Source organism: Hyphobacterium sp. (genome assembly GCF_965228115.1).
Classification (GTDB): Bacteria; Pseudomonadota; Alphaproteobacteria; order Caulobacterales; family Maricaulaceae; genus Hyphobacterium.
In genome coordinates, this window is record NZ_OZ245794.1 from 1,626,731 (window position 1) to 1,649,450 (window position 22,720).

At 55.5% G+C, this 22,720-nt stretch carries 15 protein-coding genes and 1 tRNA gene; 9 read left to right on the forward strand and 7 right to left on the reverse strand.

Features of this window, described 5'->3' with window-relative positions; all coding sequences use genetic code 11:
- Window positions 1-120: 120 nt before the first annotated feature.
- From cueR to ACO079_RS08500, 4 genes are read right to left on the reverse strand one after another with little or no spacing between them, the layout of a single operon-like run.
- The gene (cueR, locus tag ACO079_RS08485; RefSeq protein WP_421789233.1) at window positions 121-519 is read right to left on the reverse strand and encodes a Cu(I)-responsive transcriptional regulator; all 399 of its coding nucleotides are present in this window, start codon (window positions 517-519) and stop codon (window positions 121-123) included.
- Window positions 519-3,686 (reverse strand): efflux RND transporter permease subunit, encoded by a 3,168-nt coding sequence (locus tag ACO079_RS08490; protein WP_421789235.1) that lies wholly within the window; start codon window positions 3,684-3,686, stop codon window positions 519-521. Before ACO079_RS08490 ends, cueR begins: the two co-directional genes overlap by 1 nt.
- The gene (locus ACO079_RS08495) at window positions 3,683-5,266 is read right to left on the reverse strand and encodes an efflux RND transporter periplasmic adaptor subunit (RefSeq protein WP_421789236.1); all 1,584 of its coding nucleotides are present in this window, start codon (window positions 5,264-5,266) and stop codon (window positions 3,683-3,685) included. Before ACO079_RS08495 ends, ACO079_RS08490 begins: the two co-directional genes overlap by 4 nt.
- On the reverse strand, window positions 5,263-6,495 hold the full coding sequence (locus ACO079_RS08500) for a TolC family protein (protein ID WP_421789238.1): 1,233 nt from the start codon (window positions 6,493-6,495) through the stop codon (window positions 5,263-5,265). Before ACO079_RS08500 ends, ACO079_RS08495 begins: the two co-directional genes overlap by 4 nt.
- An 875-nt stretch (window positions 6,496-7,370) precedes the next feature.
- On the opposite strand from ACO079_RS08500, the gene ACO079_RS08505 reads away from it, so the two are divergent.
- The 8 genes from ACO079_RS08505 to ACO079_RS08540 all read left to right on the forward strand — a co-directional run bounded on the left by ACO079_RS08505 (window position 7,371) and on the right by ACO079_RS08540 (window position 20,019).
- The gene (locus ACO079_RS08505; protein WP_421789240.1) at window positions 7,371-8,573 is read left to right on the forward strand and encodes a hypothetical protein; all 1,203 of its coding nucleotides are present in this window, start codon (window positions 7,371-7,373) and stop codon (window positions 8,571-8,573) included.
- A 156-nt stretch (window positions 8,574-8,729) separates the two neighbouring features.
- The gene (locus tag ACO079_RS08510; protein WP_421789242.1) at window positions 8,730-15,167 is read left to right on the forward strand and encodes a dsDNA nuclease domain-containing protein; all 6,438 of its coding nucleotides are present in this window, start codon (window positions 8,730-8,732) and stop codon (window positions 15,165-15,167) included.
- A gap of 293 nt (window positions 15,168-15,460) precedes the next feature.
- Window positions 15,461-16,570 (forward strand): hypothetical protein, encoded by a 1,110-nt coding sequence (locus ACO079_RS08515; protein WP_421789243.1) that lies wholly within the window; start codon window positions 15,461-15,463, stop codon window positions 16,568-16,570.
- A gap of 189 nt (window positions 16,571-16,759) precedes the next feature.
- On the forward strand, window positions 16,760-17,578 hold the full coding sequence (locus ACO079_RS08520; RefSeq protein WP_421789244.1) for a helix-turn-helix domain-containing protein: 819 nt from the start codon (window positions 16,760-16,762) through the stop codon (window positions 17,576-17,578).
- A 98-nt stretch (window positions 17,579-17,676) separates the two neighbouring features.
- Window positions 17,677-17,877, forward strand: coding sequence for a hypothetical protein (locus ACO079_RS08525; RefSeq protein WP_421789246.1), 201 nt, complete (start codon window positions 17,677-17,679; stop codon window positions 17,875-17,877).
- A gap of 7 nt (window positions 17,878-17,884) precedes the next feature.
- Window positions 17,885-18,331, forward strand: coding sequence for a DUF2924 domain-containing protein (locus tag ACO079_RS08530; RefSeq protein WP_421789248.1), 447 nt, complete (start codon window positions 17,885-17,887; stop codon window positions 18,329-18,331).
- A complete protein-coding gene (locus tag ACO079_RS08535; RefSeq protein WP_421789250.1) occupies window positions 18,328-19,617 on the forward strand; it encodes a recombinase family protein in 1,290 nt (429 codons plus the stop codon). Before ACO079_RS08530 ends, ACO079_RS08535 begins: the two co-directional genes overlap by 4 nt.
- A 3-nt stretch (window positions 19,618-19,620) precedes the next feature.
- Window positions 19,621-20,019, forward strand: coding sequence for a hypothetical protein (locus tag ACO079_RS08540; protein ID WP_421789252.1), 399 nt, complete (start codon window positions 19,621-19,623; stop codon window positions 20,017-20,019).
- A 299-nt stretch (window positions 20,020-20,318) separates the two neighbouring features.
- On the opposite strand, the gene ACO079_RS08545 is transcribed toward ACO079_RS08540, so the two are convergent.
- The 3 genes from ACO079_RS08545 to ACO079_RS08555 form a co-directional block, all read right to left on the reverse strand.
- Window positions 20,319-20,408 (reverse strand) — tRNA-Ser (locus tag ACO079_RS08545).
- 53 nt (window positions 20,409-20,461) lie between these two features.
- The gene (locus ACO079_RS08550; protein ID WP_421789254.1) at window positions 20,462-21,178 is read right to left on the reverse strand and encodes a transporter; all 717 of its coding nucleotides are present in this window, start codon (window positions 21,176-21,178) and stop codon (window positions 20,462-20,464) included.
- A gap of 55 nt (window positions 21,179-21,233) precedes the next feature.
- The gene (locus ACO079_RS08555) at window positions 21,234-21,962 is read right to left on the reverse strand and encodes a hypothetical protein (protein WP_421789256.1); all 729 of its coding nucleotides are present in this window, start codon (window positions 21,960-21,962) and stop codon (window positions 21,234-21,236) included.
- Window positions 21,963-22,055: 93 nt separating this feature from the next.
- Here ACO079_RS08555 and msrA point away from each other — a divergent pair, with 93 nt between their 5' ends.
- The gene (gene msrA / locus ACO079_RS08560; protein WP_421789258.1) at window positions 22,056-22,712 is read left to right on the forward strand and encodes a peptide-methionine (S)-S-oxide reductase MsrA; all 657 of its coding nucleotides are present in this window, start codon (window positions 22,056-22,058) and stop codon (window positions 22,710-22,712) included.
- Window positions 22,713-22,720 lie beyond the last annotated feature (8 nt).

Consider the following 22,720-nt stretch of genomic DNA (forward strand, 5'->3'; position numbering starts at 1 on the left):
GGGTTTGAAACGAAAAAGCTTGCGTTACCGCTTGCTGATCCGCGGACCCTGCACCTTCCAGTAGCTGGAAGGTCAAGCCGATATTCTCAATTCACGAATCGTGTCGCCACGGGAACCGGATCACGCCTTCGCGCGATCGCCGGACAGGCTGTCCATAATCGGACAATCAGGACGGTGGTCGCCTTCGCAGGCGCTCACAAGTTCCGACAGAACGCGGCGGATTTCCTTGAGCTCCGCAAGTTTGCGATCAACATCCGCGATGTGGCGGACCGCGAGATCGCGAACATCGGCGCTGCTACGCTCATCATCGTCATAGAGCGAAAGAAGTTGCCGACAGTCGTCGAGCGAAAACCCGAGCGACCGTGACCGCGCCAGAAATGCCAGCTTGTGCAGATCCGTTTCGCAAAAGCTGCGATAGCCATTTTCGCCTCTTGCGGGTGAAACCAGGCCAATTTCCTCATAATAGCGGATTGTCTTGGCTGGCAGTCCTGTCGCCCGGGAAGCCGCTTTCATATTCATCAGTCTGCCCTTTCCGTAACATCACCCACTTGCCCGGTCCGCTTTGCCCATTTGAGCACAAGCGTCTGCCAAATCAGAAACGCTGCCGGAATGACGAGCAGGGTCAGGACGGTCGCACTGGTCATCCCGCCGACCATCGGGGCTGCGATCCGGCGCATGACTTCCGAGCCGGTTCCCGTACCGAACATGATCGGCAACAGACCGGCGATGATCACCGCTACCGTCATCATGATCGGCCGAACGCGTAGCAAGGCCCCTTCAACCACGGCCTCCCGCAAATCCTCACGGGTGAGCAGGCGTCCCTCACTGGCGGCAATCTCACGGCGCTTCCTCAAGGCCTGTTCCAAGTAGACAATCATGAGAACACCGATCTCGACGGCAACGCCGGCGAGCGCAATGAATCCTACGCCCACTGCCACCGACATGTTGTAACCGAGGATGTCGAGCAGCCAGAGACCACCAACAAGCGCGAGCGGCAAGGTTCCCAGGATCAGCAAAACAGGAATGATCCTCTTGAAGTTGAGAAACAGCAACAAAACGATGATGGCCAGCGTCACCGGCACGACCAGCGACAATCTCGCCTGCGCGCGTTGCATGAACTCGTACTGGCCTGACCAATTGATCGAATAGCCTGGCGGCAGGTCGATTTGTTCGGTCACAGCCCGTTGGGCGTCAGCGACATAGGTTCCGATATCCACGCCGGCTATGTCGATATATATCCAGCCGTTCAGGCGCGCATTCTCGCTTCTGATCACACCCGGCCCATCGGAGATGGATATGTCTGCGACGCGGCCAAGCGGGATCTCGGCGCCGGTCGGCGTGATTAGCGGCAGAGCCCGCAATTCATCCGGTGAACCGCGGTAATCGCGGGGATAACGCAGATTGACCGGATAGCGCTCAAGGCCCTCCACACTTTCGGTGATAGTCATCCCACCGATCGCCGTGCGGACGAAATCGTGGACATCGGCTATATTCAAACCAAAGCGTGCGGCTTCTGTCCGGTTCACATCGATATTGATGAAGCGGCCGCCGGTGACGCGCTCGGCATAGACCGATGCGGTGCCTGGCACATCACCGATCACGTCCTCGATCTGCTGGCCGATTTCGGCAATGACATCCAGATCAGGGCCTGAAACCTTGATGCCCACGGGCGTCTTGATCCCGGTCGCCAGCATGTCGATGCGGTTGCGGATTGGCATGATCCAGACATCGGTCAGGCTGGGTACATCAATGAGCGCATCTAGCTCAGCCCGAATGTCGTCCATGGTAATGCCAGGTCGCCATTCGTCGCGCGGTCGAAGCTGGATGGTCGTTTCGATCATCGTCAAGGGGGCTGGGTCCGTTGCCGTCTCGGCGCGGCCGGCCTTGCCATGGACGGTCAGGACTTCAGGCACAGTCATGATCAGCTGGTTGGTCTGTTGCAGAATTTCTGCGGCCTCGCTCGCTGAAACTCCCGGATAAGCACTCGGCATGTAAAGAAGATCACCCTCATCAAGATCCGGCATGAATTCACTACCCATGCGCGAATAGGGAATGACTGCGCTGGCCAGAGCAATCGCTGCGACAGCGATCATCAGCCAAGGGTGCTTGAGTACGCCGTTAATGAACGGCCTGTATCCGGCAATTAGCCCGCGATTGATCGGATTATTATGCTCTGGCGTGATCTTGCCGCGTACGAACCAACCCATGAGAACCGGCACAAGCGTGATCGATAATCCGGCCGCTGCGGCCATCGCATAGGTCTTGGTGAAGGCCAATGGATGAAAGAGCCGCCCTTCCTGAGCTTCCAACGCGAAAATTGGGACGAAACTGACTGTGATGATCAATAGCGAAAAGAAAAGCGCAGGCCCGACTTCGCCAGCAGCTTCGCTCACAATTCGCCATCGGTTCTCCGGTGTTAGCGGCTCACGCTCAATATGCTTGTGAAGGTTTTCAATCATCACAATGGCCGCATCAACCATGGCTCCGATAGCAATGGCGATTCCGCCGAGCGACATGATGTTCGCGTTGATGCCTTGCATGTACATGACAATGAAGGCCGCCAGGATTCCGACAGGCAAGCTGAACAGAACGACCAATGACGAGCGAAAGTGAAAAAGGAAAATCGCGCAGACAATGATGACGATCAAAAATTCTTCGATGAGCTTTTCTTTCAGGGAATCAATGGCGCGCTCGATTAATCCCGCCCGATTGTAGGTCACGACCACTTCGACGCCCTCTGGCAACGAATCCTGTAACTCGTGAAGACGTTCCTCGACGCGCTCGATTGTCGCCATAGCATTCTCGCCATAGCGCATGATCACGACACCGCCGACAGCTTCACCTTCGCCATTGAGCTCACCGACACCACGTCTGAGTTCCGGGCCAACTTGTATTTCAGCGATATCAGACAACAGAACGGGCGTGCCATTGTCACTGAGGCCGACGGGGATGGCACGCAAATCGTCCTCGCCCTGAATATAGCCCGATGCGCGGACCATATATTCGGCCTCCGCCATTTCGATGACGCGTCCGCCTGTTTCTTGATTGCCGCGCTGAATCGCCATCCGAACATGGGAAAGCGGAATGCCATAGGCGCGCAAACGGTCGGGATCAGCGATGACCTGATACTGACGCACCATGCCACCTATCGTGGCGACTTCAGAAACGCCTTCAATGGTCTGTAACTCGTAGCGCAGGAACCAGTCTTGAATGCTGCGCAATTGAGAGAGGTCATGCTGGCCCGTCCGGTCGACTAAGGCGTACTGGTAAATCCAGCCCACACCCGTCGCGTCCGGCCCTAGCGCCGGTGCAGCGCCTTCGGGAAGAGTGGGCGCGACCTGACTGAGATACTCCAGAACCCGCGACCGGGCCCAATACAGGTCAGTTCCGTCTTCAAAAATAACGTAGACATAGCTGTCATTGAAAAAAGAGTAACCGCGAACGGTCACGGCACCCGGCACAGCCAGCATGGCCGTCGTCAGCGGGTAAGTCACCTGGTCCTCGACGACCTGTGGCGTTTGGCCTGGATAGGTCGTCTTGATGATCACCTGCACATCCGAGAGGTCGGGGATCGCATCCAGCGGTGTGCGTGAAAGCGACCAAATTCCCCCCGCCGTCAGGAAGCCCGCCATAAGAATAACGATGAGCCGATTGCTGATCGACCAACGGATGATAGCGGCAATCATTGGTGATCTCCATGTCCGGCATGGGGATCGATTTCTGCTTCAGCCTCGTCGGGTGGCATCTGGTGTGCGCCATGATCCATCGCATCATCTTCACGTGGGGCAATTGCGCTGATCCGCCAGTTGCTACCGTCTTGGCTCAGCGAGAAGGCGACGCGATCGCCGACCACGATGCCGTCAAGCGACACGCCCTCAAGCGTTAAGAAGGACATGCGCATCGTTGGCCAGTCGAGCGCCTCGATCGGCTCGTGCGTAATGTCGATCATGCCGTGACCGGCCATGAGGGACTCAACCACGCCTACGCCTTCAACGGGGATGGCGCGCAAGGATGGGTCGGTCTGATGGCCTGAACCGGATATCTCGCCGGGCGGCGACATGCGAAGCATCACGCCTTGCAAGCTGGCTTCGGAATCAATTAGGAACTGGCTGGAAACGACAACCAATTCGCCAGCGGCAAGGCCCGAGAGGATTTCGACCATACCATCGGATTCCGCGCCCGTAACGACTTGGGCGGGCTGAAACCGACCCTCGCCATCCTGGATAATGACGCGCTCTGACTGGCCGGTGCGAATGACTGCTTCGCGCGGCACCATCAGGACATTGGAGCGGGGCTGCGCTTCAATCACCGCGTTGACATAGGTATCAGGACGCAAGCTCAGATCAGCGTTGTCCAGACGTATTCTGACCGGGATTGTGCGGCTCTGGGTATCGACTGTGGGATAGATATATTCGACCTCACCAATCCACTGGCGCCCGCGCTGGGCACCGGTTGTGATACGGACCGATTGACCGGGTTCAATCTGCGCAATCCGGTCTTCAAACACATCGACAATCACCCAGACTTCCGTGAGATCGGCAATAGTCATGATGTGGTCTCCAGGGCGGACAAACGCTCCCTCCCTGACGGTCAGTTCGGTCACAATGCCGGCGCGGGGCGAAAGGATGTTGGTCTGTGTCGATGGGCTGCCGCGACGGGCGAGCGCTTGTATCTGTCCTCGCGACATGCCCAGTGCCGTCAGGCGCGACGCCGACGCATCGATCAGCGCCTGTCGCCCGGTCCGTACCGCTTGAAGGTATTCGCTCTGGGCCGTTGCGATATCCGGCGCGTATATCGAAAACAGGAGATCACCGGCCTCAACTTGATCACCAATGGCGGCAACTGGCAGGCTTTCAATCCAGCCTTCAGATCGGACATCAACAACCGACGTCAAATCATCGACGAGACGGACATAGCCAACCGCGTTCACGGTTTGTGAGAAGGCTTGTCGATGGACCCGAGCCGTACGCACGCCAATATTATTGATGACGGCGGGGTTGATTTCGACATGGCTGCCGGACCCTGCCTCGCCTTCATAGACCGGAATGAGCTCCATCCCCATGGGTGAAAGGCCTGGCTCGTTGCGGCGAAAGTTCGGATCCATCGGCGCAACCCAATATAGAATGCGCGGCTCATGATTGGTGGCTGATCCGGTCGACGAACCGCCCCCCCCGCCTTCGGGGTGCAATATCAGCATGGCGCCAATGCCAGCTAGCAAACCCAATAAGAACAGCGAGACTCCAAATATCATCCAGGCCTGTTTCATTGGACATCTCCGGTAAGGTAGAGAATTCGCGACTGTGCCAACAACATGTCGACTTCAATGCGCAAAAGAGCGAGATCGGCATCGAGATGCGCAAGTTCGGACCGAACCAGTTCGGCAAAATCCGCACTTTCATTCTGATAGGCGAGGAGAACAGATTCCGCAGTTTCCCGGGCCCGCGGAAGAACTGTCTCTTCATACAGGCGTGCGCTTTCTCCCAACCGGTTCAGCTGGGCTAGTTCGCGCTCCAGGCGCTGCGCCATGTCCATGAGGGTTGCGGCGCGTTCCAGTTCAGCGGCGCGGCGAAGATCACGTGCAGAGGCGACCGTTTCATCTTGCCGATCCCGGCTGAACAGGGGCATTTGAACACTTACGCCAATGCTGGCGATATCCGACCGGCTGCCCCGTAGGCCATATCCGGCTTCAACACCCCAGGCAGGCCGGTATTCCTGGAGCGCTAGATCAATGCCCAACTCACGAGCGTCTATGCGCGCATTGTGAGACCGGATCATTGGGTGACCGGCAAGACGTTCCAGTGCTGTTTCTCTCTCGGGAACGGGTGGGAGCACGGGCAGAACCTCCGGTAGGGGCCGGCGCGCGACAGGCAAAGTGACAAAGCGCGATAGATCGGCGACGGCCAAATCTCGGCTGCGTTCAATATCAATCAAGCGCGCTTCAAGAATGCTTTGTTCGAGATCGACCCGCGTCACATCATGGCTATTATTGCGGCCTGCCGAATAGGCCGACAACGCCACCTCTGCGAGGTCTTGGACTACGGCGAGGCGCTCACGCGTCAGGTCAGCGGATTGATCCAGAAAAAAGATTTCAAGCCAGGCCTCCCGGACGGACAGGGTGATCTGCCTGTCGGTCATGGCGCGGCTGGCCTGCATGGCTCTGGCTTCTGCCGAACGCTGCGCACGTGTAAGCCGTCTGGTGTCACCACGTGGAAACATCTGGCGCACACCAATACGCGCCTGTGTCATGGGTTCGCGGTTCGGATCAAGATCGGAGAGCGGCACATTGGCGATACCGGCAGAGAATACCGGATCAGGCAGGGTATCGGCGGCAGCCCCCTGGCGTTCAAGCGCATCGGCGCGTGCATCGAAAACAGATGATGATGGCTCGCTCGCTTCCCGAGCGATCAACACCGCTTCAGGCAAGCTGAGAGGGCGCGGTTCGTCAACGGCAACGGCCGCGACCGAGGCTGCGAGAGCCAGAATTTGCACAAGCATGATTTTCTCCAGGCGTTATTCAAGGATGAGTGCCCCGTTCGGGCCGTCCATCAAACGCGTGGAGGTTTTCGCGGCGTGTCTTGGTTGGTGGAATTTTGTGTCAGGTCGCCCAGCAGCGTGTGCGTTCCAGAAATTCGCACGAGAGCCTCGGGCATTGCCCCTGCCAGGATGGTCAGGACGGGTCCAGTCGAACCGGCCGCGCAATCGGGCATGTCGCAATCTGAACAGCACGGATGTTGGTTCTGCCCGGTATTGTGATCAGGCTGCGGCGATGCCATTGCGGCAACCTCACCATGCTCACAGGGCGCGGACATCTGTATTTGGGCCATGTCCTGACCGTCGTCAGCCAACGCGCTCGCGCTACCAAGAGGCATGGCAATCACGACTATCGCGAGCCATGTCAAAAGGCGCATTGAGAAGAGCGCTCTCAAACTGATTGCCGGTTGTGCCATGCGGCGGTTTCGCACCCCTTCAACCACCCCGCAATTGCGAGGCTGAAACATATGTTACGTCGGCGAGCTTAAAACCCCTCAATAATTGGGCAAGGCGTCCGGGCGTCGCAGTCGATTGGTGGCTTGCCCGGGACTCGATCCGTCGGATCGCGTAATGAACATTATGCGCGAAATGTAGGAATCCTATTGCGCCTCAAGCTAACTTTGAAGGCCATTTCGCCGCCGCTTGAATGGTACGGCATTTCAATGCAAAAAAAATGCAATGATTTTGGAAAATAGGACGTCGCAGGCATTTTAATAAATCAAGTCTAACGCCAATTTCTGGCGGGCGTCACCGGAATGTGAGAACTTCGCCTTATGCGCTCGCGAACCAGCTCACATCTAGATGCTATGCCCATCATGGATTGATAGAAGGAGACCTACGTGGATCGGTCGATAGTCGTCGATGTTCGGGAGAATACATGGCCGGGCCCAGGTCATCTTCCAACCTTTCCTTCGACTTTTCATAGCGGCGTTGAAACTCATCAAATCAACTTTCCTTCGACCCTATTACTTATTGGCTATCTAACGACGCCAACATCGTCGACGGGAGTCTCTCTTAGCGAATTCTGGGCTTGGGTTCGCTATCTGGCCGCCGTAACTGACGACCAAGACTTACGGCTTACGCAAAGTTTTGCAGACCTAGATGCCCACCAGAAAACCATACTCAGCGATGACTTTGGAATGGGCATTCCCATGAATTGGCTTGGCCAGCGACTACGCTTCAGCCAGATTGTCGATGGTCGGTATTTTATGCAGCGAATTGCTGCTTCATTGGGTGTCTCTCAACGCCGCACTGCAAAACGTGGTCCTAATAAAACACCGGATTTTGTAGCTCGTGACACATCCGACGTTTGGCACATTATCGAATGCAAAGGCACACAATCAGGAAGTGGGTATGGAGAGTCGCAGTTGGGTGACTATGGCCCGCCAGCTTCCGGTGGCATAGCTCAAAAGCGATCAATCGAGTTCCCAGACGGCTACGCTGGGCAACGTTTAGTTTGTGGGTTGTGCATAGGTTTGGAGAACGGCGATCCCAGTCGAATGACTGTTATCGATCCGAAGTTAGACGAACCTTTTCGCCTAGATAGTTCACAGCTCGAATTAGCAGATGACGCGGCAGCGCGCGGTGTGATGTCAAAAGCCCTTCGGCTAGCCGGATTTGAAGCAACCGCGGAAGCCACGGCTGCACCCCTTGGAAATCATCCTGGCGCCAGAAGGTCGCGCGTTCGCCGAGTCGAAGAGGAACGCGAAAACTATGTAAATCTCCGAAACGAACGCGCGCGCGCAGAACTCAGTTTGGACAAACCTTCAGGAAAAGGCGGTTTTCAGGTTCGCGAGCTCAATTTCACTTTGCCAAGGTCCATATTCATTGGTGAGGAAGAAATCAGCCGTGTTATCGTTCGGCAGGCGATGAACAAAGATTTTCTCGCTCGACTGTCGGAGCAGCCGACGATTTCGGATCCGATCTTCGGCGCTTATCTAGAAACACCCGTGAACAAAATGTCTAGCGCTACAAATGGCGACGAGCGCACCGCTACGTTTGGCATCGGTGATTTATTCTGGTCGGAACTTATTCTAGATTGAAATAGCGATACTGAAATTTCGAATTGAGTGACATTGGCAGAAACGTGTTCTGACGCATCAACCGCGTGGGGCGAGGAAATATCTAACGAGAACTCAACGAGAATTTGTAGGCGACTCAGCTCATAAGGTCCCTAGAATAACGATCTGAGAAAGCAAATGCCTAGCTCCCGCTCTGCAATCGACGTCGTCCGAGTCTCACGGGCGGGTCATACCTTTCACGAAAGGTGGGCCGCGCGCCGCGCGCTTCAGCTTGTTTTCCCAAAGGACAATTTGCATTCGATTGTTGTAGAGGGACTATCACCGATAGACAGAGGCTCCCTTGGTGATGAGGCCGAAGATGTTGCTGACCTCGTCCTGTATTTCGGCCCCGGTGAAGGGTTTGACGCCTGTACGCATCAGCAAATCCTCCAATTCAAATACAAGTATCGCTCCGATCCTGTTACGGCGTCCTACCTGAAAAAGACAATCCAGAAGTTCGCTACGACTTTGCAGAAGCTTCTCGAAAAACATTCCCGCGATCAGGTTGCTCAAAAACTCAGCTTCGGATTTGTGACGAATGCGGACTTTTCTCAAGAGCTGAGCGAGGCAATTAGCGCCCTTAAAGTCGGCAAGAGCCCTGACAGTCCAGGTGCAAGGCAGCAGGCGAAGTCACTAAAAGACTGGTGTGCCGAAAAAGGTGTCGAGGCTAAAGATCTACTTCCGCTCGTCGATTTTCAGACTCAAACTGCAGATCTTCCAGCACAAGATCGCAAACTTCGTCGGAGTATCAGCGATTGGTCATCAGAGGCGTCAGGGCAGGCGGCGATCCGACTTCACGCCCTAGTCGAACTTGTCCGTCAGAAATCTCAGATCGAAGGGCAGAGAGACAACTCCATACGAAGGGAGGATGTGCTCGAAGCGCTTGGATGCGATGATGACGACTTGTTCCCAGCAGATACCCGCTTCATCGATGTTGGGTCTGTCATCACGCGAGCGTGTCTTGTCGAAGTTTCGGCTGCGGTAACGGCATCTCACTGTCCTGTATTCCTTCATGCTGACGGTGGTGTCGGGAAGACGGTATTCATTCAGAGTTTGGCTTCGCATCTTTCGACGAGATTTGAAGCGGTTATTTTTGATTGCTTTGGGGGTGGTTCTTACAGGTCGGAAGGGCAATCACGGCACTCAGCAAAAGTCGGATTGCTTCAAATCGTAAATGAGCTGGCAGCGCGGGGCCTTTGTGACCCACTGCTACCCTCAGACACAGACGATCTCGGCGTTATTAGGATTGCCCGAAAACGCCTGCAACAAGCAAGTAAAACAGTTCAGGACCAATCCAGCTTGGAAGGTATCTTGATTGTCCTGGATGCCGCAGACAATGCGCACCTGGAAGCCGACGCCAGGCACGAGCCGGCTTTTCCAGGGCTTTTGCTGGCAAACCTGAGTGAAACTCCGATCGAAGGCGTGCGCCTTCTTCTGACCGCGCGTTCGCATCGAATGGAAAAGGTGATCAGGAGGAGCAATGTTGAACGAGTTAAGCTGCCAACGTTCAACGAGGAAGAAACTCGTGTCTTCCTTGAGACGCGTCGAAACAAGGTTTCAGATGTTGAATTCTCAGTGGCGATGTCTCGCTCGCGAGGCAATGCGCGTGTACTTGAGTACCTTGTCAACAGCTGGGACAAAGTAGCTGCGAAAGATGCGCCTACGACCCAGATCGAGGTCGAACACTTAATCGCTCAAAAGTGCGATCAGATTATCGGCGAGCTTCATACAGTTGGATGGGATGACGAGGAGGTCGTGCGCCTCTTCGCAGCTCTTGCACTGCTCCCGCCACCCATTCCGCTTGAAGAACTTGCCGCAGCTTTGGGCTGGGAACTGGGGCAGGTTAGAAGTGCGACATCTGATTTGGCGCCAATGCTCGAAGTTCTCAATCACGGCGTCGTTTTCCGTGATGAGCCGACCGAAACCTACATCAGAGAAAACTACGCCGAAGAGGAAGCGGCGCAGACGTCGATAGCGGACCGCCTCCAAAGCCAGCAAAAATCATCCACCTACGCCGCAGAATCGCTTCCCCATTTTTTGGTCGTGATCGGTGATAGTGATCGATCTTACAAACTTGCGGCGTCGGCAGACTTTCCCAGCGCGGTTAACACCGAATCCGGAAAGCGAAGGCTCAGGCTGCTCAGGCTGATGTCCGCATTTTCATTAGCAACGCGCGACGGTGATGTAGACCGCAGCTTGTTGCTCACAATGAAGCTCGCGCAAGCAGCTGCTGCAACTGATCGCGGCGATGAATTCATCCGACAATCGCCTGAATTGGCGTTGAGCCTTGGGGATAAGGATACCGCAAGGCGCCTGTTCATTGACCGAGCAGGTTGGCGAGGTGCGCGGGACAGTCGATTAATTGTCGCTTACTGCTTTTTAAATGATCTCCATGAAGCCCGATTCCACCAACAAAGAGCGATTGGTTGGATCAATTGGTTCTTGCGACAGAAGGATGAGCTGAACCGCCTCAACCGAGAAGGCTTTGATGCCGACGACGTTGCTGCAATCCTATTTCTAGATGTTCTAGAAAAGCGAGAAGGACGCTTCTTGCACCGAGTCGGCTTATGGCGTTTCCGGTTTGCAACTTCAGTCGTCGATAGGCTCGTCGCGCTTTGCGAAGCGTATGAGAGTTTCACAGGGCAGAAGGCGCTCCAATCTCTTTTGGCGTTTGCCAAGTCAAAAGATTGCTCTTCACTTGCGCTTCTGATCGCGCTCCTGAATTCGGCTCACAAATTTGACCATGAAATGGTTCGGGGAATTGCAAGACGAGCGAGCACTCTAGCCGCCGCATTACAAGAGGATCTTTCAGGCGACCAATTCGACTTAAAAAGGGAGGCTCCAGGATTAGTTGCGGACGCTGCCTTAGTCAGCCTGCTGAAAAATTCAAAACAGTCAGCCAAACGGCTGTTACGCCTTACAAAAGCATCTCGTCCAACCGGCTACGATTACACTGAACGCCTCGGTACCAATTCGATTTGGACACCGGTCAATTATGCGTGTGTTGCTGCCTGGTCCGCAGGGAAAACGCTTGGCTATGCGCCTCTACTTCCCTTTGAGGCAAAGAGGGGTAGTGCCGCGAACGCAGTTACCTCACGGGAGGAATTGAAGAAGTATTTAAGGGCCCTCACCCAGCCTGCAAATCGGCGCAACCGAGGTCAACGAAGCCCCGTTCGTAAAGAGCGGGTTTTCTCCGACTACGACGTTGAACAGATCGCCGACGGCATCGAATGCATTCGCGATCTAGTTCGCCCGCTCGAAACTGCGGTTCTTTCTAAAACGTCTATCACAAGCGCCGCCCTCGCTGAGTTCCTTATCGCCTGGAAAAAATGGCTGCGTCCTAACCAAAACTGGAATGCAGAGGCAGGGGTCGACCAGGTCGCGCGGCGCGTTGGGCTAGGCCTCGCCTCAGTTTTGCTTCGCCACGCTCAGATGGTCTCGCGGACCGATGCCGAGGAGCTCATAGCGATACTGACAAGAAACCGGTTCGGCACCGGTGAACGTCAACGCATCTTCGAGCTTCTGGCGAGGCGGAAAGGCCTTGAGGATATAGTTGGGTCTTACGCCGCGCATCTCGCAGATGAGATCATCAAAGATGACTACATCGAGCAGCGTGGCGATGCCTTGAGAGAACTGTCAAAGGCCCTGCTTGCGATGAGCCGCGAGGAAGCGAGGGAGTACTACCTCAAAGGGCTTGCTCAGCTAGACAAAATTGGAAGTGGCGACTTCGACATTGTGTTCTCCGCCCTACACTACGCTTCAGATCAGGCTGGAGGGCATCTGAGCGCGCCTTCTGCACACCGACTCCTAGGCCTATGCCACTCCATCTTTCAGCACGAAGCGCACAAGTTCGGATGGACGCTTCTTGGCCGCGCAGCCGCTAACTCTATTGGGCTTTCTGCCGTCTACAAGCTTCTTCGCTGGGATGATCAAGATGTGGCAGACTTTTCGTATGGCTTGCCCCAGTTGGTTTGTTTTCTTGCGAAAGGCGGGCAACTTGATCCCCGGCGAGCGGCCGTAATTCTTACGATTTGCGAAGATCATGGATTGCATGATTGGAGGGTGGGCCGGGGTGTCCGCGACCTTCTATCAGTGGCTCGTCCCGAAGACCGCCCTGGCATTTTTGCGGTGATCTATCGAAAGCTAAGAAACGAACACAGCCGTGGAGGTTGGGATAGCGTTTGGGAAGGCCTCAGCGAATGCCTAGATGAATTCCCCGAGGCTGGTTCAACAGCGCTCCGCGATCAACTCCGTGCTCTTTTTGAGCGCGGGAAGGAAATGCGTGAGCGTGCAAACCGGCGGAACAACTCAAGCTATCAGGAGGATGCAACCGACGCCGGGCGCTCCGCAGCGGTTGAGAAAGAAAAAAAACTATCAGCACTGATCCAAGAGACTCTGAAGCGCCTCGACTTCACAAGTGCCGCATCCATCGATGAAGCCATTTTGAGTATCGAAGCAGGAGACCACTTTGGCGTTAGCCGCAGGCGCGCACTTCTTGAAGCCGTAACCGGCGAGTGTCCCTATGATCAAAGGTTAGATTTTCTCAAGGCTGTGTGCAGGTCTGAAACTATTGATTTCGACGGTGGGATCGAACTGATTTCGGACTGTTTTGCAACCTGGGGAAGGTCGACCAGGCACTTAATGAACAGCTCCAAGGACTTAATTGGAATCCTTTTCGCGCATAAGGGTTCGAGGCTCTTTGATCTGCGGTATTCAGGAATCTCCAGACAGGTGAGTTTACTCTCCGAATTGTCCGGTGATCCTGCGTTTACCGCCCAAACTCTGATGGAGACGATCTCGCGGGAGCGACTTGAGCTGTCGGCCAACGAATGGCTTCAGGTTGCAGCCTGCTTAGCGACTGCTGCAAAGCCAAAATCAGCGCTGGATGCGTTCGAAGACTTGTTATCTAGCCCCGCTGCCGAGGTTGGAGACGAGATTGGGGAAGGCGAGTTCCGTGGTGACTACGTTGGCAACGAAGATGAGGCGGAAGTCTTTGTTGATGTCGTCTGGCATCTACTAGGAGACACTGATGCGTATGCCCGTTGGCATACAGCGAGAGGTATAGAGGCGCTTATTGAGCTTGGTTTGACAAAGGACCTGGTGCGATTGCTGAATCGCTTTAGCGCGCCGCCGAACCCCGCGCTCAAGTCGGCAGAACAAGAGTTTGCGTTTCGAAATGCGCAACAATGGCTCCTGATAGGCTTGGCGCGAGCTGCCTTGCGGCACGGTGAGAAATTGCGTGCGATCAAGTCGGAGATTGAAGCGGTCGCACTAGAGTCAGGTATCAATGTCATTCACAAGCTCAATCTTCTCAGAACCCTAGAACACATCGGCGAAAACGATGGCTCACCCTCAATTGTGACGCGGCTACGAAAAGAGGTTTACGAGCCGCTGCATGGGATTGTGAAACGAGACGATTATCCAGCTCATGTTGAAAGCAAGGTCGATTTCGACTTCCACTATGAGTTCGGAAAGCACGAGATTGCAGGTCTAGCGAGGCTATTCGGTATCGCCGAAAATGAAGCAGCCGACGCCGTAGCCCAAGAAGTCCTTCGTAAATGGCCAAACAAGAAGAGTATCAGCGATTTTCCAGGAAACACGCCATACCGGCATGAAACGAACCAGCGTTTCGAAACTTTCCGCGAGCACGTCCAAAGACATGCTCTCTTAGATGCGGCGGGCTCGCTCGTTAGAGCGCGCCCTGTGGTTCGTGAAAGCTACTATGAAGATGATTATGATCCTTGGAAGGACTGGTTAAAGGAGCACGACGTCTCATTCGAAGATGGCTCATGGCTCGCAGATCATAAGTCAGATATTCCGATTGAGGCACGAGCCGAGCTGCTCAGCGAACGAGTTGATAACAAAGATTCACTCGACAACGCAGACGCTCAATTTGAAAAACTGGGACTGCGTAACGCTCCGTCACCCAATGGCTTTCTGATTTACGGTAACTGGACGTCCCCAGATGGCGTTAACGTCTACATACGATCAGCGCTGACTAGGTCTCATGGCGCGATCAAGCAATGCACTAAGCTTTCTAAAGCATCTAGCTTTGATTTCTGGCTCCCAACACTTGGCAATGATGGGAACACTGATCGCCACATACGACCATCACCATTCACGCCAATGATCTGGGCCCCGGAAGCCTATCCGATTGGAATTGATGACGCTGATGAGTGGGCGTCACGCCTGGCACTATGGCGGCCTAGGTTGGGTCGTGCATTAACGGCCTCCCTAGGGCTGGTTAGCGATCACTACTGCAAGTCTTGGCTAGATAGCCAGAACGAGGAAGTACTAACAAATCAGGCTTGGGGAGAGTGGAGACCGTCGCCGCATGGCCATCGCGAGCGCGAACAGGACAGCGGTACAATCCTTCGCGCTGAGCTGGCTTGGCTTAATACGACGCTAAGCGCGAATAAGTGGGGTCTTGTTCAAACCGTGAACTTCTCGAAGCCGAAGTCATATCGACACTATGACGACGCGCCGGGCCTTAGGGCCGATTTCGTTGGGTTGAAACTCGCTGAGAAGCCTTACAGATTTTGGCATGCCAAAAAGGCTTCCGATCGGCGGCACTAGCTTCGGTCTTGTCGAGGTCCAGCGTTAAAATTCAAGACACCTCAAAAGCAAATACCATCCTCTAATGTCGATCCGCCTTTGGGTAATTGGAATCTGCTGAATTTCTATTGCATTGTCATTGCCAAATTCGTTGTAGGTATCACTAAAAGGCTGACAACGATGAACTTTGGCGTCTCTACTTGCCGCTATGGCTTCATCCCTATGTGCAAAGTTTAGAACACCGCCGGTCAAGCCGAATTAGGTGTGATCAAACAATCATTGAACGAGCAAAAGACTCATGGCCCACAAAGTTCATGGATGAGCTAGTCAGAAATTGCATCGAGCGGCTTGAGCCAAAGAGGCCCGCTCGCGAGCCGGAATCCAAAGTTACGTATACGCCTTCGCCCGACCTCGAAATCAAAGCCCGCGCTGCTTGCTACGATGATACTGTTCCCCGCAAACTGGATGCCACGAAATTCAAACATGCCGTCCGGACATTCGGCAAAAAGCGACTTGAAAGCGCATACCTAAAGATTCGAGAGGAGGCGATTCAGTATAGGGCGAGCGCCGAATACTATTCCGATTTTAGTCGCGCCATCCGAGTACGAAATCAGCTTCAGTCCGCCAGCAACGCATTCAAAAAGTTCCAAAACGCTCTACTTGAAGCCTTGGAAAACATCCCAGCCGAACGCCATTCGATCTGGAACACGGTTGCGACGGAATCACTGAGCCACGAGTACGCGGCGCGATTGGTGCGCGACTTGTGCGCCGACAATTATCCGAATGTCGACTTGCCAAAAGGACCTGAGCAATTAGCAAGTGAATTTGCGCCGAACGTTGCCTGGAGCAATTCCTTTGCCGGCGCGATTGAGAACATCGGCGACGCTCTCAAAGCGACGACAGAACGAATTGATAAATCTATCCCCGATGGAAACAACTCAAACTACTGGCGGCAGTTTAGCATTGAAGCCGCCGTCCTCATTTGGGTCGAGCATTTCGGTGAAAGCGCGGACATAAAGCTTGACTTGCCGACAAAAAGAAACGGCGGGTTAGCATTCCTGATCGAAACACTGAAGACCCTTTGGACAAAAAGTCCGACCGGGGCCTCCTCCTTAGAGCCCGAAATTAGCCGCGGTAGGACCGAGCTTAAACGCATCATCGACGATGCCGAAATCGAACTTCGGCATCGAAAAGTGGACGTTGATGTTGACTTCTTCAACGATGGCAAACCCATCTCGCGCGATGATATAATCAAACGCGCGCGAAGACTCTTCCAAGAGAAGTGGGACAATCAGATCGAGCAACTGCCTGGATTCAAACTGACGACACGCGATCCGATGCCGGAGGATGTTTCGGATGCTGAATTCGTGGCTGAGTTTGGGTGTCTGCACTGGCCTATAGGCGCCGATCTACGTCGCTATTGATCGCTCTTTCCAGATTTTGACATTTTGACCGCGTCAGTTGACCGCGAATTTCCAAGCGAAAGTGGGTGCGCAACACTAGGTTATGCCATTAATGAGTCAGTTCGACGCGTCATTGCTCGGACTGATGTTCCCGATTCTCGATGACGCTCCTTTTCAAAGAAGCCTGCTTTAGGCGGACAGGAGCTAGAAATGCCAAAACCCAAAAAGCCGTCAATCTTCGCGATAAGGGACGCAATTTTTCTCAAAGGCCCCGCGAAAGCAGTCGCGTTCACTTTGGCGATGCGGGAAAACAAAAAACTCGGATACGCTTGGCCTTCCATACAGAAAATTGCCGACGATTGTGGCTATTCAACACGCAGCGTTCAGCGGGCGCTGAATAAGCTTGAACAACGCGGATTGGTTATCATTTATCGTCGCCGAGGCCGGTCCAATTGCTACAAGATTGATTGGAAAGTGTTCTATCGTCGCGATGAACAGGCCCGAGCGGCAATGGCGATTCTCACCGCTCAGGACGCAGGCGACCTAAACCTGGATTGGACTGACTGTCGCCATGGTACGTCAAGCCGGTCAGCAACCTTGGACTCTCTGACACCCAAAGAATCCAGAATCCCTATTAAAGATCTAGCTGGTTTCGATGAACTCAATGCGCTTGAAGAACATCAGCGGAAGTACGGCGTCGATTCCGAAATGGCCTTCATGGGGGTGCTTGAAAGAAGAGGGCATCATTCTCTAGTCCAGGCGTTGGCGCCCGAGGGCGTCCCCAATTTCAGAATTGAATACGACCCCTCTGAGCAATCCGCCGGCGACAAGCACGATTTCCATCTGATCTGGCATCATGCGTCAGTCGGAAAGTTCAAAGATCTTGGAAGAATCTTAGCTCCACTGGGCTTCAAGTCTGCCAATGTCTACTCAGCCGCAAGCTACGAGAATATGAAGGCTGGCATTAGTGTTCAAAGCTTCGCGCCTGTTCCAACCTCGGTATTGATTGAGGAGCTGGCGTCGCGATGACCAGATCGAACACCAAACGATCCACGGGTCCTTCCTGGCGCAATTCGGAATGCGGGGGGGCGAAGCGCTTAGATTCGCCAGACACACAGGATTCCAAAATGGTTGACGTTTACGTTGACAAGTTGACGTCTCGATTGACCGGAACCAACCCGTTGGCGGTCGATCAGGTCTCGACCGCTGAAAGGATCGCCGAGATTGGTCAGCTCCTGGCGATCGGCGCCGCCAGGGCTTTACACCCACAGACGCGTGACAATTCGACTGGACAATCCAGCGACGTCGAGCGGTGCTGTTCGCGGTGAATGATCCATGGAAACGACGTCTCGAACCCCGATCTCAAATCTCGGCAACCTCTCCTTCGCGGAGTTGAAGGATCGTTGGCGGAGCCTGTATGAAGTCCCGCCACCCGTCTTCAACCGACGCTCGCTTGAGGCGCGCCTTGTCTATCGCCTTCAGGAACTCGAGCATGGCGGGTTAAAGCCCCGGTCACGCAAACGGCTGCTGTCTCTCGCCGAAGAGCTGGATGGCGGTGACCACGCCAAGCGGCGCAAGCGAGCCGACAACAAACCCATTGCCGGCACTCGACTGGTCCGTGAATGGAAGGACGTCGAATATCACGTGACGGTTCGGCGAGACGGCTATGAGTTTAACGCCAAGCACTACAAATCTCTATCGGCGATCGCCTTCGCGATTACCGGCACGCGCTGGAATGGCTGGAACTTTTTCGGGCTGTCGGATTCCCGGGGGCGGCGATGAATTTTGCATCGCATTTGACCGGCCCGAAACGTTGCGCGGTCTACACCCGCAAATCGCGGGAAGAGGGACTCGATCAGGAGTTCAACAGCCTCGATGCGCAAGCCGAAGCTTGCCGCAACTTCATTGCCAGTCAGCGCCACGAAGGCTGGGTCGCGATCGAAGAGGAATTCCAGGATCCAGGCTATTCCGCGGGCACGCTGGAACGCCCTGCTATCCAGCGTTTGATCAAGCTAGTCGAGCGCGACGAAGTCGACATCATCGTCGTCTACAAGATCGATCGCCTCAGCCGGTCAATCATGGACTTTGCGCATCTGATTGAGCTCTTCCGGGCACATGATGTCAGCTTCGTTGCCGTAACGCAGTCGATCAACACCAGCGATGCGATGGGCAAGCTCTTGCTCAATGTGCTGATGTCTTTTGCTCAGTTCGAACGCGAGAACACGGCCGAGCGAATTCGCGACAAGATCGACGCCTCGAAGCGGCGCGGCATGTGGATGGGCGGACCTTTGCCCTTCGGATACATCAGTCGCGACAAGCAGCTGGTGCAAAAGCCGGCGGAAGCCCGAATTGTGCGGCACCTCTTCAAGCGCTTTATTGAGCTCGGTTCGGTCCAGCGCTTATCGGAAGAAACTCGGGCCTCGTCCTCGATGCCGGACTTTGCGAAAAGCCGCCTCTATAAGATGTTCTCCAACCCGATCTATTTCGGAAAGATCCGCCATAAAGGTGAGGTTTATGACGGACGCCATAAAGCCATCGTTGATGAGATAACCTGGGCGAAAGTTCAGGCAATCCTAAAAACCGACAATCGGCAAAGGGCCGCGCGAACACGCGCGCAAACCCCGGCCCTGCTGAAGGGGATCCTCTTCGGACCTGATGGCGCGCCCATGTCTCCCAGCCATACCAACAAGGGCAAGAAACGCTATCGCTACTATGTCAGCCAGACAGTGCTGGCGAATGGTGCTGGTGCCTGCCCGATCGGGCGCATCAGCGCAACAGAGATCGAAAGCCTCGTGATCGAGCGCATCAAGGGCTTTCTCCTTGAACCAGAGATCCTGTTCAGCGCATGCCGTGCGTCGAAAGTGATCGGGCTAACCGCCGGCGAGGAGGAACTCGCAGAGCTAATCCACGAGCTGACACCCATATGGGAGAATTTGTTTCCGGAGGAACAGGCCCGCCTGGTCAACCTCCTCGTCGAAAAAGTCGTCGTCCACCTCGAGCACGTCGAGATCACTTTGCGCCTTGATGGTCTGCAGCGTTTGGCTAGCGAAGCACGGGAGGCCGCCTGATCCATGGAACGCCAGGCCCGAATAGAAGGCGAACGCATCGGCAACCGGCTTATCCTCCGCGTGCCGGTCAGCTTTCGCAAGCATCGGGGCCGCAAGGAGATCCATGCGCCAGGCGCCAACTCTCCAGTCGCCGAGCCGGACCACACACTCCTAAAGGCGATCGCGCGCGCTCATCGATGGCGCGCCCTGCTCGACAGCGGACAGTTTGAATCTATCCGGCACCTGGCTCGCGCCGAGCGTATCTCCGAGACCTATCTTGCGCGCGTCGTTAGAATGACGCTGCTGTCTCCAAAGCTACTTGAAGCGGTTCTGGCCGGAAAGCCACCTGCTGGCTTATCGCTCAAGACTGCACTTGAGCCCTTTCCTCTGGACTGGTCAGAACAGGAAAACTGGTTCGCCTGAACCACTCGAGTTCGAGCCAAGTGTCCGAACCACCCAATGGATCGCTTCGAACGGCCGTCGCTTGACCTGCGAGCCCGCAATCCGAAAAGCCGTTTAGACTCAGCGGCCTGGATAGCGCTTGTCGACCGCCCGTACGAGATTCTCAGAGTCTTCAGGTTTTGAGAAAACCGCGCAACTTTGGTCAAAACCCTGCCACTTGATCCAAAACGCGAGTCTTAAGGTTTCGACCGATTATCCCGCATGGCTTGGGAATCTCGTCACTCGGGAACTGGGCTTTGAGACGGGTTCGAAGAGTGCAGTGGCGGAGAGAGAGGGATTCGAACCCTCGAGACGGTTACCCGCCTACACGCGTTCCAGGCGTGCGCCTTCGACCACTCGGCCACCTCTCCGCGGAGGCGCGCAAAATAGCCAGTTGACCCTTGCGGTCAAGCGCGCACGGCGGTCAGAAGCGGTATTGCAGCTGGGCGCGCAACGGCCGGTCACTGGCCGCGCGGCTGAGCGCCCATTGCGAGGTGACATGCCAGCGCCAACGCGCATTAAAAGATCCAAACAGGGCGGGTCCCGCAGTATGGCTTTGTTGCTCAAATCCCGGCAACCCGTCTGACAGGTTTCCAAACCGGCCAAAGGATTCCAGTCCGGCATTTACTTGCGGAGTGAAACGGCGCGACAGCCGCACGCGATGGCTGAGCCGCAGGCCATTCCGCGAACCAGCCCCGATCTGATGATCTGCCAGCACTACCCCCCGGAGCCGCCAACCCTCGCTGAAATCCAATTGCTGCACCCAGGCCAGGCGGAGATTGTGCGCCCCTTGCGCATTCAACCGCGCATCCAGGCGGAAAGCCGCCTGATAACCGGCCGCGGTTTCTTCCTGATATTGCCAGAGCAGCTCGGCGCGCGCGAAGTCGGCTTGAAAGCCATTCTGACCGTCCTGTTCAAACTGCCCCACGCCGCGCAGACGCAGCGCATCATTTAAAGCGTGCTGATAATGCAGGCGGGTGGCCCCGCTCCATTCCTCATCCTCGCCCAGAACGGCAATGACGCGCCACTCCCACAGACGGTCATCTGCGTCGACTGCCGGGCCGAACACATTGCCGCCCTGCGCAAGTGCGACCGGCGTCGCAATCAACAACAGGACCAAGTAGCCAAGAACCGTTTTCATGCGGGTCCGGCATGACCAAGCCGGGCAGATACGTCAATCCTTTTAGCGTGTGGCGCTAGAATTCCCGCGTGATCGTAAACTGCCAATCCTGATCATTGGCCCCATCGGATACGCCGATCTGAACGCCCGCATACCAGCCCCATTTGTCATTCAAGGGACCGCTGAGCATGGGGCCGACCGAATGTTCCTGCTGGTCGAACGAGCCAAAGCCGGCCTCGGTGTTCCCGAACTCACCGAAATATTCCACGCCCGTGCGCAGACCATTCGGCAGCCGGCGGGTCAGGCTGGACCGTGCGCCCACGAACACGCCATCGCTGCGGCCCGGCCCCAGATCGACATCCAGAAGCGCAATGCCCCGCAAGCGCCAGCCCTCACCGAACGACCATTGATGCGTCCAGTTCGCGCCGAACTGGTGCGGCGTATTATCGCCTTCGGCCAGGCGCGCGTCGAACCGGAAGGCCGAGACATGACCGCCCGGCGTTTCTTCCAGGAATTGCCACAACAGCTCGCCCTGAATAAAGCGCAGTTCCAGATCGCCATTGGCGGGTTTTGTGTACTGGATAATGCCGCGCAAACGCACGCTGTCATTCAAGGCACGCTGATAATGCAGGCGGGAGTTATAACGCCACTCATCCTGGGAATTCGGCGCAGCCCCGATACGGAATTCCGCCTCGTGGTCATCCTGGTCCACATTTGGCCCGAACACGCTGGAAACATTCTGCGCCAGCGACGGGCTGGCAAGCAGGCAAAAGGCGGCGAAACTCGCGGCGAAAAGCCGGATCATGGAAAACTCCCGAACTTGTGATCAGTCTTGGGCTGGCTAGCCAATCTTCCGCGCTTATCTATGATGCCCGACAACAAATTAAAGGGGGCCACCATGGCCTGGTTTGACAAGCGCTGGAAAACAGACCCGATCCCGCAAAGCGAAGCCCTGCCGGGCCGCGATGAGGCGATTCTCATGCCCAAACCGCATTTTGTGACCGGGGCGTCCCTGACGGAAGTGAAACCGGGCGAAGGCGTCATTTTCTTTGCGATGGGCTGTTTCTGGGGCGCGGAACGCATCTTCTGGGAAACCGAAGGCGTGTCGTCGACTGCCGTGGGATATCAGGGCGGTTACACCAGAAACCCGACTTATCAGGAGGTTTGCACCGGCGCGACGGGCCATACCGAGATCGTGCGCGTGGTTTACGACCCGGCCAAGGTGACCCTCGAAGCCTTGCTTAAACTGTTCTGGGAAAGTCACGACCCGACCCAAGGCATGCGCCAAGGTAATGATATCGGCACGCAATATCGTTCGGCCATTTACTGGACAACGGACGAACAGGAAAAAGCCGTCCGCGAGAGCGCCAAAATGTATGCCGGAGCTCTGGATAAAGCCGGACGCAAAGCGCCCACGACGGAGCTGGCGCCGGCGGGACCATTTTATTATGCCGAGGATGAGCATCAGCAATATCTCGCCAAAAACCCAGGCAGCTATTGCGGCATTGGCGGCACGGGCGTGGTCTGTCCGATATCCCCTGCCCCGGCTGATTGAATTTTTAT